This is a genomic window from Ruegeria sp. AJ12 (assembly GCF_056536245.1).
The window spans coordinates 613,153-625,000 of sequence record NZ_JBQFJJ010000001.1 but is presented as its reverse complement, the minus strand read 5'-3'; the positions used below and the strand labels follow the sequence as shown (position 1 = coordinate 625,000).

At 58.6% G+C, this 11,848-nt stretch carries 12 protein-coding genes and 1 tRNA gene (1 of these 13 cut by a window edge); 8 read left to right on the top strand and 5 right to left on the bottom strand.

Annotated features, from left to right (window positions below; translation table 11 throughout):
* Positions 1-277, bottom strand: the start of a protein-coding gene (gene msrP / locus ACR3E0_RS03090; RefSeq protein WP_480476064.1) for a protein-methionine-sulfoxide reductase catalytic subunit MsrP. Its footprint begins 626 nt before the window's first position; only the first 277 of its 903 coding nucleotides appear in the window; it begins with the start codon at positions 275-277; its stop codon lies off the left edge, out of view.
* A 264-nt stretch (positions 278-541) separates the two neighbouring features.
* Here msrP and ACR3E0_RS03085 point away from each other — a divergent pair, with 264 nt between their 5' ends.
* Positions 542-1,510 carry a hypothetical protein gene (locus ACR3E0_RS03085; RefSeq protein ID WP_480476062.1) on the top strand — a complete coding sequence of 323 codons (969 nt, stop codon included), beginning with the start codon at positions 542-544 and terminating at the stop codon, positions 1,508-1,510.
* A 187-nt stretch (positions 1,511-1,697) separates the two neighbouring features.
* The gene (locus tag ACR3E0_RS03080; protein WP_480476060.1) at positions 1,698-2,513 is read left to right on the top strand and encodes a cyclase family protein; all 816 of its coding nucleotides are present in this window, start codon (positions 1,698-1,700) and stop codon (positions 2,511-2,513) included.
* A 61-nt stretch (positions 2,514-2,574) separates the two neighbouring features.
* Here ACR3E0_RS03080 and clpB read toward each other — a convergent pair whose 3' ends face one another.
* Together clpB and ACR3E0_RS03070 are read right to left on the bottom strand one after the other, a co-directional pair.
* Positions 2,575-5,193 carry an ATP-dependent chaperone ClpB gene (clpB, locus tag ACR3E0_RS03075; RefSeq protein WP_480476058.1) on the bottom strand — a complete coding sequence of 873 codons (2,619 nt, stop codon included), beginning with the start codon at positions 5,191-5,193 and terminating at the stop codon, positions 2,575-2,577.
* 128 nt (positions 5,194-5,321) lie between these two features.
* Positions 5,322-5,642, bottom strand: a complete 321-nt coding sequence (locus ACR3E0_RS03070; RefSeq protein WP_480476056.1) for a hypothetical protein — start codon at positions 5,640-5,642, stop codon at positions 5,322-5,324.
* 152 nt (positions 5,643-5,794) lie between these two features.
* On the opposite strand from ACR3E0_RS03070, the gene pyrF reads away from it, so the two are divergent.
* Both pyrF and ACR3E0_RS03060 read left to right on the top strand, forming a co-directional pair.
* The gene (pyrF, locus tag ACR3E0_RS03065) at positions 5,795-6,499 is read left to right on the top strand and encodes an orotidine-5'-phosphate decarboxylase (RefSeq protein WP_480476054.1); all 705 of its coding nucleotides are present in this window, start codon (positions 5,795-5,797) and stop codon (positions 6,497-6,499) included.
* Between the two features lie 359 nt (positions 6,500-6,858).
* Positions 6,859-8,112, top strand: a complete 1,254-nt coding sequence (locus ACR3E0_RS03060; protein ID WP_480476052.1) for a DNA polymerase IV — start codon at positions 6,859-6,861, stop codon at positions 8,110-8,112.
* Positions 8,113-8,115: 3 nt separating this feature from the next.
* Here ACR3E0_RS03060 and ACR3E0_RS03055 read toward each other — a convergent pair whose 3' ends face one another.
* Complete coding sequence (locus tag ACR3E0_RS03055) at positions 8,116-8,976, bottom strand: N-formylglutamate amidohydrolase (protein ID WP_480476050.1); 861 nt, start codon at positions 8,974-8,976, stop codon at positions 8,116-8,118.
* Positions 8,977-9,123: 147 nt separating this feature from the next.
* Here ACR3E0_RS03055 and ACR3E0_RS03050 point away from each other — a divergent pair.
* Positions 9,124-9,198: transfer RNA gene (locus ACR3E0_RS03050), tRNA-Val, on the top strand.
* A 91-nt stretch (positions 9,199-9,289) separates the two neighbouring features.
* Positions 9,290-9,415 (top strand): type B 50S ribosomal protein L36, encoded by a 126-nt coding sequence (gene ykgO, locus ACR3E0_RS03045; protein ID WP_005648635.1) that lies wholly within the window; start codon positions 9,290-9,292, stop codon positions 9,413-9,415.
* Positions 9,416-9,552: 137 nt separating this feature from the next.
* On the opposite strand, the gene ACR3E0_RS03040 is transcribed toward ykgO, so the two are convergent.
* Positions 9,553-10,002, bottom strand: a complete 450-nt coding sequence (locus tag ACR3E0_RS03040) for a hypothetical protein (RefSeq protein ID WP_480476048.1) — start codon at positions 10,000-10,002, stop codon at positions 9,553-9,555.
* Between the two features lie 119 nt (positions 10,003-10,121).
* Here ACR3E0_RS03040 and ACR3E0_RS03035 point away from each other — a divergent pair, with 119 nt between their 5' ends.
* Together ACR3E0_RS03035 and ACR3E0_RS03030 are read left to right on the top strand one after the other, a co-directional pair.
* On the top strand, positions 10,122-10,553 hold the full coding sequence (locus ACR3E0_RS03035) for a MarR family winged helix-turn-helix transcriptional regulator (protein ID WP_480476046.1): 432 nt from the start codon (positions 10,122-10,124) through the stop codon (positions 10,551-10,553).
* A 193-nt stretch (positions 10,554-10,746) separates the two neighbouring features.
* Positions 10,747-11,763: a Fe(3+) ABC transporter substrate-binding protein gene (locus tag ACR3E0_RS03030; RefSeq protein WP_480476044.1), complete on the top strand. Its 1,017-nt coding sequence runs from the start codon at positions 10,747-10,749 to the stop codon at positions 11,761-11,763.
* The last annotated feature ends 85 nt before the right edge of the window (positions 11,764-11,848 follow it).

Here is an 11,848-nt window from a genome sequence, read left to right as displayed (position 1 = left end):
CGACCAGACCGTCAATCTTGATGCTCCATGGCTCAGTCGTCAGGGCACTAGCGTACTTGGCCGGATCGTCCTTGCCGGTTCCGAACTCATAATAGTTGTTGTAGGTTGTGATCTCTTCCCACGTGTTCGGCTCCAAAGCGTCCTGTGCCGCAACGGGCTTGGACATGGCCGCCAGTCCGACACCTGCCATCCCGGCGATGACCTGCCGCCGGTTCAGGAACGCGGCTTTTGGGGTCACGTCTGCACGCGTCAACGTGTTGGTCCAGCGATGCGCCATTTGATTCTCCGAAATTCATCAACCTGAGTGTTGAGTTAATGCGTGATAGCACAGAGCCAAGGAAACCGGCGTCACGATTGAGAGACGGGATTGTAACGAAGCCTGCGGCTGGCGCCCTTCGCAGCCTGATCCTTCATCAGACGCCGGTGTGCTCACCAATCCCCGCCCGGCAGAAGAATTATCTGGCCCGTTAGAAATCGCTGGTCCCTATAGCGGCGTTTGGGTAACCCGGGCACATCCAAGAGTTGATCAGAGAGTATCACTGTGCTCGTCGTTCAGGCCATCCCGTTTTCGTTTTCCATTCTTTGGCGCTTTGTCGTGACCTTTCCGGTCCTTGTCATAGGGCTGGGTCTGTACGGGCTTCTGGGCGGGCTGATCGGGTTGCTGATCGGCTTTCTGTTCCCAGGTGCAAACGTTCTGGTCGTCTTTCTGGTCAGCGCGTCCTCAAGCGTCATCCCGATCCTGGTCGGGGCCCGTTTTGGCTTTCAATCCAGGCACATTCGACCCAGCGGCGGTTACAAAAAGCTGATCCTGCCGGCGCTTATGTACGGTGCGGTTGAAACCCTGATTATCGCTCTGGCGCTGGTGCCGATTCTGGGGGCCACATTGCTATGGGTCACACCGGGCAATCTGGATCTGGCCACCGCGCAGGATGCCGCAGTTGCCGAGATGCTCAAGGCGTCCGGACCATTCCTGGCCCTGGCAATCATTCCAATGATTGCCATTTGCGGCATCCGGGCCTGTCTTCTGGTGCCTATGGCCTCGGCCTCGATCGGGCGGGATCCGGACAATCGCGCTTACACTCCGTTCCGGAATTTCGGGGCCTCGTTCTGGCCTCTGTTTTCGCTCGTTTTGCTCAGCTATCTGGGCATGGTGATCATTTATGCCGTGTCCTTCATAGTCTTCCTCGCGCTTGCAGCGAGTGGAACACTGGAGGGTCAGATACAGGATCTGACCGCGATGATTGATGGCACCGCACCGTTTCGACCCAACTGGGTGATGATCGTCGGAGCCATAGTATATGTTGTCATCGCCCTGTGGAGTTTCAGTCTGCAGTGCGCTGGCGGGGTGCTGGGATATCTGGAGTTGCACGCCGGGGCGGACCGCGCAGTGACCTCTGTTCCTGATGATCCGGACCCGCAACCCACACCCACACCTGTTGCAAATTCAGGCCCGCGTATGAGCGCCGAAGAACTGCGCGCCCTGCGAAAAAGCAGGCAAACCAAGCCCTAGTTCAACACAATACGCAGGATTTCGCGCCATTTTGATGGCTGACCCGGTAAGACGTCGGTCTGCTCCGGCCTGGATTCTTTACAAGTGTCCCACCCACGCTGCAGTCTGTCAGGCAACACACGAAGAACTCAACGACAGAAAAGCCAGCCTCCCAGGTTGGCAGACTGCAGCAAAGGGAGATCATCAAATGTGTGACATCTGCGTCATGAACACCGTCAAGGACCGAATGCTGTCAAGGCGGAGCTTCTTCAAAGCCGCCGCCGCAACCAGCGTGGCCGCGGCCACTACAGGGGTTTCCGCGCCCGCCGCATTGGCCGCTGGTCATGGCGGGGTCGAAGATATGACCCACACTCTCAGCCCCGAATTCCCAACCTGGGGTGGTGAACCCGGCATTTCGGCAGAACAGGCGTTCAATTTCGGTGATCACGGCTTTAACCTGTTCAACCTGTCGATCAGTGAACACACGGGCACGCATATCGACGCGCCCCTGCATTTTTCTGCCGATGGTTTGTCCGTCGACGAGATTCCTGTGTCAGATCTGGTCGCGCCTCTCTGCGTCGTTGATATCGCCGCGCGTGCAGCCGACGATGCCGACACCCGCGTGACGCCGGACGATTTGAAGGCTTGGATTGCGGCCAATGGCGATATCCCTGACGGGGCCTGCGTGGCGATGCATTCCGGCTGGGGCAGCAAAACGGCCACCGACGAGTTCCGCAACTTTGACGGAGAGGTGCAGCACTATCCCGGTTTCCATGTCGAAGCAGCACAAATGCTGATGGAAGACACAGGAGCGCGGTCGATTGCGGTGGATACGTTGTCTCTGGATCACGGCATGTCCGCTGATTTTGCGACCCACTACGCTTGGTTGCCCTCGGGGCGGTTCGGGATCGAATGCCTCGCCGGGCTGGACCGCGTGCCCGCAGCGGGGGCGACGATTGTCATCGGCGCGCCCAAGCATGCCGGGGGAACCGGCGGACCGGCGCGGATTTTCGCGATGGTTTGATCGCATGTTCCATTGGAAAGGCCCGCTCGTTTGGCGGGCCTTTCCAGTGTCTAAGTTCAGGTCAATGCACTACCGCATCGTCCGGGCGCGGGCGGTCTGACGTTCCCAACCGGTCGCCGATGATCAGGCCCTCGGCCCCGGCGGATACAGGAACGGTTTCGCCATCCTTGATGTCGCCGGCAAGCAGTGCCTCGGCCAGCGGGTTCTGCAAGGCGCGCTGGATCACACGCTTCAGCGGTCGGGCTCCGAAAACCGGATCATAGCCTTCATTGGCCAGCCACTCCTTGGCGCTATCGTCCAGGACCAACTCGATCTTGCGTGCGGCCAGACGTTTTTGCAGACGCGCCATCTGAATGTCGACGATGCCATCCATATCGGCGCGCTTGAGCCGGTCGAAGATGATCGTTTCGTCCAGACGGTTGAGGAATTCCGGTCGGAAATGCGCCCGGACCGCGTCCATCACATCGCGCCGCGCCTGCGCGCTGTCGGCCCCTTCAGGCAGTTGGCTGAGCGCCTGAGACCCGAGGTTCGACGTCAGGATGATCAGCGTCTGTTTGAAGTCCACGGTGCGGCCCTGACCATCGGTCAGCACGCCATCATCCAGAACCTGCAACAGCACGTTGAACACATCCGGATGCGCCTTTTCGACCTCATCGAACAGCACAACCTGATAGGGCCTGCGCCGCACGGCTTCAGTCAGCACACCCCCTTCATCATAACCGACATAGCCCGGAGGGGCACCGATCAGACGGGCGACCGCGTGTTTCTCCATGAACTCGGACATGTCGATGCGCACCATCGCGTTGTCGTCATCGAACAGGAAGTTTGCCACGGCCTTGGTCAGCTCGGTCTTACCCACGCCGGTCGGCCCGAGGAACAGAAACGAGCCCAGCGGACGGCCTTCGTCGTTCAGGCCCGCACGAGCCCGGCGCACGGCATTGGCAACGGCGGTCACTGCTGCATCCTGACCGATCACGCGGGAATGCAGATCGTCTTCCATCCGCAAAAGCTTCTCGCGCTCACCTTCCAGCATTTTCGAGGTCGGAATACCGGTCCAACGCTCCACGACGGAGGCAATCTGTTCCGGACGCACCGTTTCCTCGGCCATCATGGCGTTGCTTTCGGCGTTCTCGGCCTCGGTCAGCTTTTTCTCAAGCTCAGGGATGACGCCGTAGGACAGCTCACCCGCCTTGGCCAGATTGCCTTCCCGCTTGGCGATCTCCAGATCAGCGCGCGCCTTGTCGAGCTGTTCTTTCAGATCACGTGCGCCTGCGAGTTTATCGCGTTCGGCCTGCCATTGGGCGGTCATCTCGGCGGATTGCTCTTGCAGGTCGGCCAGATCCTTTTGCAAGGTCTCCAGTCGGTCCTTCGAGGCCGCGTCGTCCTCAAGCTTCAGCGCCTCTTCCTCGATCTGCATCTGCAGGATCTGGCGATCCAGCTGATCGAGCTCCTCGGGCTTGCTGTCCACCTCCATCCGCAGACGCGACGCCGCCTCATCGACAAGGTCGATGGCTTTGTCGGGCAGGAAGCGGTCGGTGATATAGCGATGCGAGAGCGTCGCTGCCGAGACCAGCGCCGAGTCCGAAATGCGCACACCGTGGTGCAGTTCGTACTTTTCCTTGATGCCGCGCAGGATGCTGATCGTGTCCTCGACGGTCGGCTCGGTGACCATCACAGGCTGGAAGCGGCGCGCAAGAGCCGCGTCTTTTTCGACGTATTTGCGGTACTCATCCAGCGTGGTCGCGCCGATACAATGCAGCTCACCCCGGGCAAGCGCGGGCTTGATCAGGTTGGCGGCATCCATCGCGCCGTCGGATTTCCCGGCACCGACCAGCGTGTGCATCTCGTCGATGAACAGGATGATCTCACCGGCGGCCTCGGTCACTTCGGTCAGAACAGCCTTGAGGCGCTCTTCGAACTCACCGCGATACTTCGCGCCCGCAATCAGCGCGCCCATGTCGAGCGCGAGCAGCTTTTTATCCTTCAGCGATTCAGGCACGTCTCCGTTGATGATGCGCAGGGCCATGCCTTCGGCGATCGCGGTTTTACCGACGCCGGGTTCCCCGATCAGAACCGGGTTGTTCTTGGTCCGACGAGACAGAACCTGCATCGAGCGGCGGATTTCCTCATCCCGCCCAATGATCGGGTCGATCTTGCCTTCGGCTGCCGCTTCGGTCAGGTCGCGCGCGTATTTCTTGAGCGCATCATAGCCCTCTTCCGCCGACGCGGTATCGGCGGTACGGCCCTTGCGGATGTCATTGATCGCTTCGTTCAGTTTCTGAGCGGATACGGCACCAGCGTCCAAAGCATCCTTGGCTTTGGATTTCACCATGCACAGCGCCATCAACACGCGTTCGACCGGCACAAAGCTGTCGCCCGCCTTGGTGGCGATCTTGGTGGCCTCGTCCAGAACTTTGGCGGTTTGGCCATCCATGTAAATCTGGCTCGCGTCGCCACTGACCTTCGGGATTTTCCCCATCGCGGCATCCAGCGCCTCGACCACGCGGTTCGGCGCACCACCTGCGCGTGTGATCAGGTTGCTGGCCAGCCCCTGATCGTCATCCATCAATGCTTTGAGTATATGTTCGGGTGCAAGTCTCTGGTGCCCCTCGCGCAACGCAATCGTCTGCGCCGCCTGCACGAATCCCCGTGCCCGCTCGGTGAACTTGTTCAAGTCCATTGCTCTCTCCTTTTTCAAAGCGCCCTATGTCTGATGCGCCCGCTGAGCGGCACGCCTCGGTCTGGGCCTCACATTCAATCTGGGAAATGTCTTCGACCGTTCAAGGGGCTAGCACACAGAAATCGGCCTCATCCGCGCGGGATCGTGTAGACCGAATAGCCACCGGTTTCTGCCACTTGCCGAGCATCATACATCTCGACCAGCGATTGCGCGGCGGCGCTGCCGGTCGGGCAGGATACGAGATCGGCGGTGTGATCCAAAAACTCGATGGTAAAGGACGTCTCACCCGTCAACTGACACCAGTCATCTTCTGATCGGTAGCCGCCCACCAATCGCAAATCGTCATTTGTCGGCGCGGGTGCGGCCCCGGTGTCCGGGGTGCCGTTCTGCGGGGCCTTGTCACAGGCCGCAACGACTGCCACCAAACCAAGTAAAAGCAACTTTTTCATTTCCTGTCCCTCTTTGACGCTGTTCGCCTTAGTGGACGGCACCATAGCACAGTCGAAAATCTGCACGGTGACTTTGATCACGCTGGCTCAATCATGGACAGAGCGCGCCGAACCGGCTAGGACGCAAACGTTTGCCAAAAAGGAGCGCCCCCATGTCCGATGACCGTCTGATCGTAGCCCTCGATGTCCCGAACGCCTTGCAGGGTCTGGCCATGGCCGAGCGATTGGGGGACAGCGTCTCGTTCTACAAGATCGGGCTGGGTATGCTGACTGGAGGCGGTCTGGCATTGGCCAATGAACTGAAACAGGATCATGGCAAGCGCATCTTTCTGGATATGAAGTTGTTCGACATCGGCAACACGGTGGAAAACGCGGTACGTGGGCTGGCTCAGTTCGATCTGGACTTTCTGACGGTGCATGGCGACCCGCATGTGGTGCGCGCCGCAAAAGAAGGTGCCGCAGGCAAGGACCTGAAGATTCTGGCGGTGACCATTCTGACCTCACTGAACCGCGATGATCTGGATGCCGGTCTGCTGAAACCGGGCGACGTCCAGGATCTGGTGGTCGAGCGCGCGGCCCGGGCATTTGAGGCCGGGGCCGATGGCGTGATTGCCAGCCCACAAGAGGCTGCGTTGATCCGTGCCTTGCCTCAGGCCGAAGGTTGCCTGATCGTCACCCCCGGCGTCCGCCCTGCAGGTGCCGATCTGGGAGATCAGAAACGGGTCGCAACCCCTGCCAATGCCATCCGCGAAGGTGCCGACCACATCGTTGTGGGCCGCCCGATTTATCGGGCGGATGACCCAAAAGCCGCAGCAGAGGCGGTTCTGAACGAGTTAAATTCTTTGACACGTCACTAGGCCCTTTTCGGAATCAAACCGGGTCAGAGCCGGAAATTCACGCGAAATCTTGACCTTACGTCAATTTGGGCACATTCCGAACAAAACTGCCCTGTGCCCGAAAGTACACATCAGTGACGCAAGTTTAGGGGTAAACGGCTTGAACCTATCTAAATATAGCGATTTGCGCGAATCTGAATGCGAAACACTCCCCAACGAACCGTTTCTTCCTGAGGTTCGTTACCTCCCCCCCGCCAAACCAGCGGGGGGTCTTCTTTTCCGGCATTCAAGCGCGTCGTTGCACTGTCTGGTCTAGGATCATGTGGCCAGAGTGCTATAAAGAACGCCCTGACTGATGCGCGGATTGCGGGACGACGTGGATGCCCGGTCTTTGCCGAGAGTGCCTGACCCAACTTAAACACGAACGGCGCTGCCCGTCCTGTGGCAGCCCGCGTGTGACATCGCATCCAGAGCTTTTCGACCTGTCCATTGCGCATATGGATTGCGATGCATTCTATGCTTCGGTCGAAAAACGCGACAATCCCGACTTGGCAGACAAACCCGTGATCATCGGAGGCGGCAAGCGCGGCGTGGTTTCCACGGCCTGTTACGTGGCCCGGATTCGTGGTGTGCGTTCGGCCATGCCGATGTTCAAGGCGTTGGCATTGTGCCCCGACGCGGTGGTGATAAAACCACGCATGTCCGTCTATGCCGAAGCATCACGCGAAATTCGTGCAATGATGGACGAACTGACGCCCGACATAGAACCACTGTCACTGGACGAGGCGTTCATGGACCTTTCAGGCACGGAACGCCTGCACGGCGCCCCACCTGCGGTCATGCTGGCGCGGTTGGTCAAGCGTATGAAGGATGAACTGGGTCTGACCGGGTCCATCGGTCTCAGCCACAACAAGTTTCTGGCCAAGGTTGCCTCGGATCTGGACAAGCCGCGCGGGTTTTCGGTGATTGGCAGGGCCGAGACAGCGGGTTTTTTGCATGACCAGCCCGTGCGTCTGATCTGGGGCATCGGCCCGGCTGCGCAGGATTCGCTGGAGCGTGCGGGTATCCGGACCTTTGCCGATCTGCTGCGCTGGGATCAGGAAGCCCTGACGGCGCGTTTCGGGTCGATGGGCTATCGCCTGTGGAACCTGGCGCGCGGGCAGGACAAACGCCGCGTGTCCGCCCACGAACCGATGAAGTCGATCAGCAACGAGACCACATTTTTCGAAGACACCGCCAGCCTGGACATTCTGGATGGTCACCTGTGGCGTATGGCCTTGAAAGTATCGGACCGCGCCAAGGCCAAGGGATTGGCCGGACGCGTGGTCACGCTGAAGCTAAAGAAAGCCAATCACAAGATTCTGACCCGGCGGGTGTCCCTGCGGGACGCAACCCAGATCGCTGATCGGATTTACAGGACGGCGCGGGGGCTGTTTGATCAGGTCGGTGATGAGGGACCGTATAGATTGTTGGGATGCGGTTTGTCCGACCTCTGCCCGTCGGATCAGGCCGATACATCCGGGGACCTCCTCGACCCGGGAGCGTCGCGCCGGTCGCAAGCCGAGCGTGCAACGGACGAAATCCGGAAAAAGTTTGGCACCGACGCAATCGTAAAAGGCCGCGCGCTGCGCTGAGCGTTACTCGGCGGCCAGCCGCAGTGGTCTTGACCCGATTTCCGCAATGTCACCAATGACCTGTCGCAGAACGTCGGAAAAGGCCGTGAAATTGGCGTTGGGCGCGATCTTTTCTTCGTCCATATACAGCGCACGATCAACCTCGATCTGGACTGCATGCTGCTGACGCCCCGGCCGACCGTAGGTTTGCGTGACGTAAGCCCCTGCAAAAGGGGCATTTCTGGCGACACTGAGACCCGCGGAGGCAAAAGCAGCCTCGATGCGGTCGACGATTTCACTGGATGCCGACGCTCCGAACCGATCACCCAGGACAATCTCGGGCCGTTTGCTGCGTGTTGTGCTCGCCATGGCGACCGCCTCATGTGGCATGGAATGACAATCGACCAGGATCGCCTGGCCAAACAGCTCGTGCGCCTCGGCGAGCAGCGATTTCAAACGGGCATGGTAGGGTCGCCAATAGGTGTCGATCCGCAGCCGAGCCTCATCCATCGTCAGCTTACCGCGATAGATCGCCCGCCCGTTTGCCACGACCCTTGGGATCACACCCAGCCCGGACGCCACGCGCGGATTATGCCCATGCCTGCGGGCACCTTGAATGAGCGCCGGGTCCAACTCATCCGCGCTGCGGTTGAGATCCAGGTAAGCACGGGGCATGGCGGCTGTGATCAAAGGTGCCCCAAACTCGGCAGCCGGAGCGAACAGCAGGTCAACGAACGCGTCCTCTGAAGAACGAATCACACTTTGATTCAGAACAGAGCGCTTCAAAAGGGCGTCGGGATAGTCACGTCCGCTATGCGGTGACGAAAAAACCGCGCAGGACCTGCGGTTTTCGGGCATATCCAAAAAATAGGCTGGGTTCTGCATGGTCCCTCCGTCTTCGCACTCAACATAGACCGGAAAATTGTTCTTCCAAACCCCTTGAACCCCTTTGCGACTCCTTTTATAGACCCCGCTACCGGCGCGGAGTTCCGCGCCCCATTTCGTTATGGGGCAGGGTTCGCAAAGGTTCGTGGGCGGTTAGCTCAGCGGTAGAGCACTTCGTTGACATCGAAGGGGTCACAAGTTCGATCCTTGTACCGCCCACCATCTATTCGCTGTTCCGGACGTCCGGGACACCCGCTAACCCAGGCGCTGGCCACTTCGCAGAAGAAGGCGCCGCAGGAATTGGAGACGGACCATGAAGGTCAAGAACTCGCTCCGCTCGCTCAAGAACCGGCACCGTGATTGCCGGGTTGTGCGTCGCAAAGGCCGCGTCTACGTGATCAACAAGACGCAGCGAAAGTTCAAAGCTCGTCAGGGCTGAGAACTGCACATACTTCAAAAAAAGAACCGCGCTTTTCCAGCGCGGTTTTTTTGTACTTGGTGTAACCAGTGTGCACGTTGCTGAACCCCTGCGACACGGGTCTATAGCGGCACTCTTCCAGTCAGCGAGGCTGGCCTTCAGGTCAATGCCTTTGCACGTCTTCTTGCACTCATTGTACGCCCATCCCGGATGCTCAGACCCATCAGTGTCAGATTGGTTGCACCGGCAATGAGCTCGATACTCTGAACGACGTAAAAGCTGGTATCAAAAGCCCCTGCGTTTGCCTTGGAACTGAGGAAGAACGCTGCCGGTACAAGAACCAACAACCCGTTCGCGGCGATGATCGGCATGCGCCGTTTCTTGGACATCGCGGGCGCATCCCTGCGGCGCCGTCCCATCGACATCCCGGTCGCGCCGACAATCACCATCGCCGGGACCAGGATCAAAAGCCCATACAGAACCATCGATTTTACGGTCGCAACGGCCGCATAGGTTCCGAACACTTCGGTGAAGACGGTGGAGGTCCAGAAAACCAGGATTGTCAAAAACCCGATCAGCCCGGCAATGGGGTGTATTATTCTCAACATTTCAACGCTCCGGTCTTGGCGTCCGACACTTCAAGCCGAGCGGTCGGCGGTGTGCCAAACAATTAGATAGCAAGCTATGTAATATTGCATAGCTTGCTATTCAAGCCTTAAATCAAAGCATGGCTTTTCAAAAGGAAGACTCGGCCGGATATCTCGTCAATCACATGGCGCGCCTGTTCGCCCGCGAGTTGCAGCACCAGATTTCGCCTCTCGGCATTGTTGTCGGACAGTTTCCCGTTCTGTTGGAGCTGTGGCAAAAGGACGGCGTTTCACAAAAGGACCTGTTGAAACAGATCGACGTCGAGCAGGCGACTTTGGCAAACACCCTGAACCGCATGGAACGGGACGGTCTGATTAAACGGACCAAGAATCCTTCGGATGGCAGGACCCAGCAAATCTGGTTGACGGCCAAGGCTGTCGCATTACGAGATCGAGCCTATACACGCGCCGAATGCGTGAACGCGGACGCGCTCAGCGTTCTGGATGCAACCGAGCGGGCGCAACTGTTGGATTACATGCGCCGGGTGGTCGCGAACCTTCGATCCCCCTAGCCAAATCGCGGATCGGATTGCGCGATGGGACGCGCATTTTATCGGTTGTATCCATCCAAACTTGATGTCTGATCGTGTGCGGCTTTTTGACCAACTAAATCTGTCAGATTTTCTTGCATCTCCCCGGAAATCGTTTAATTGAGCAAATCAGTCGGATTAAGATCCGCCACGATTTTTAACGTTGGGAGACACTATGTTGAAATCCTCGACCTGCATCGCCGCCGCACTGACAGCGCTGATGGCCACCTCCGCCGCTGCGGAAGGTGAACTGAACCTGTATTCCTCGCGCCACTACGACACCGATGAACGACTGTATTCGGATTTTGAAGAGGCAACCGGAATAAAAATCAACCGTATCGAAGGCAAGGCCGACGAGTTGATTGCACGGATGGAAGCCGAAGGCGCAAACTCGCCGGCCGACATTCTGCTGACCGTTGACACCTCGCGCCTTGAACGCGCCAAAGACGCCGGCGTGCTGCAGTCGATTGACAGCGCCGTTCTGGAAGAGCGTATCCCGTCGAACCTGCAGGACAGTGAAAACGAGTGGTTCGGCTTCTCGCAGCGCGCGCGGATTCTGTTCTACGACAAGAACGAAGTGAGCGAACCACCGCAGACCTATGCCGATCTGGCGGACCCCAAGTACAAAGGTCAGGTCTGCATCCGGTCCGGCACCAACGTCTACAGCCAGACGATTCTGGCAGCGATTATCGAACATGCCGGCGCTGACGCTGCAAAAGACTGGGCGGAAGGTGTCGTTGCAAACTTTGCCCGCGAACCGCAGGGCGGCGACACCGATCAGTTGCGTGGCATCGTTTCCGGTGAGTGCGACATCGCCATGTCCAACACTTACTACTTTGCCCGCGCAATCCGCAAAGACGTGGACGGCGTTTCTGCAGACCGTGAGATGATCGGCTGGGTCTTTCCGGATCAGGACGGCAACGGCGCGCATGTGAACCTGTCTGGCGGCGGTGTTGCAGCGCATGCCCCCAACAAGGAAAACGCCATAAAGTTCCTCGAGTATCTGGCGAGCGATCAGGCACAAGAGTACTTCTCGGCCGGCAATGACGAATACCCAGCGGTTGAGGGCGTTGCCTTGTCCGAGTCAGTTTCCGCACTGGGTGACTACAAGGCCGATCCTGTCGATCTTTCGGCGGTTGCCAAAAATGTGCCCGAGGCTCAGAAAATCTACAACGAAGTGGGCTGGAAGTAACCTTTCCAAAATACAGGCAGAGCAAAGGGCGCGGAGTATTCTGCGCCCTTTTTTGGTTGCATTTCTATATTTTCAGAATAGATTT

What these genes read in the sequence shown, in the direction of transcription:
- ACR3E0_RS03080 (WP_480476060.1), top strand. Translation starts at nt 1,698, where the DNA reads ATGTGTGACATCTGCGTCATGAACACCGTCAAGGACCGAATGCTGTCA.
- clpB (WP_480476058.1), bottom strand. Translation starts at nt 5,193, where the DNA reads ATGGACTTGAACAAGTTCACCGAGCGGGCACGGGGATTCGTGCAGGCG.
- ACR3E0_RS03070 (WP_480476056.1), bottom strand. Translation starts at nt 5,642, where the DNA reads ATGAAAAAGTTGCTTTTACTTGGTTTGGTGGCAGTCGTTGCGGCCTGT.
- pyrF (WP_480476054.1), top strand. Translation starts at nt 5,795, where the DNA reads ATGTCCGATGACCGTCTGATCGTAGCCCTCGATGTCCCGAACGCCTTG.
- ACR3E0_RS03060 (WP_480476052.1), top strand. Translation starts at nt 6,859, where the DNA reads ATGCCCGGTCTTTGCCGAGAGTGCCTGACCCAACTTAAACACGAACGG.
- ACR3E0_RS03055 (WP_480476050.1), bottom strand. Translation starts at nt 8,976, where the DNA reads ATGCAGAACCCAGCCTATTTTTTGGATATGCCCGAAAACCGCAGGTCC.
- ykgO (WP_005648635.1), top strand. Translation starts at nt 9,290, where the DNA reads ATGAAGGTCAAGAACTCGCTCCGCTCGCTCAAGAACCGGCACCGTGAT.
- ACR3E0_RS03040 (WP_480476048.1), bottom strand. Translation starts at nt 10,002, where the DNA reads ATGTTGAGAATAATACACCCCATTGCCGGGCTGATCGGGTTTTTGACA.
- ACR3E0_RS03035 (WP_480476046.1), top strand. Translation starts at nt 10,122, where the DNA reads ATGGCTTTTCAAAAGGAAGACTCGGCCGGATATCTCGTCAATCACATG.
- ACR3E0_RS03030 (WP_480476044.1), top strand. Translation starts at nt 10,747, where the DNA reads ATGTTGAAATCCTCGACCTGCATCGCCGCCGCACTGACAGCGCTGATG.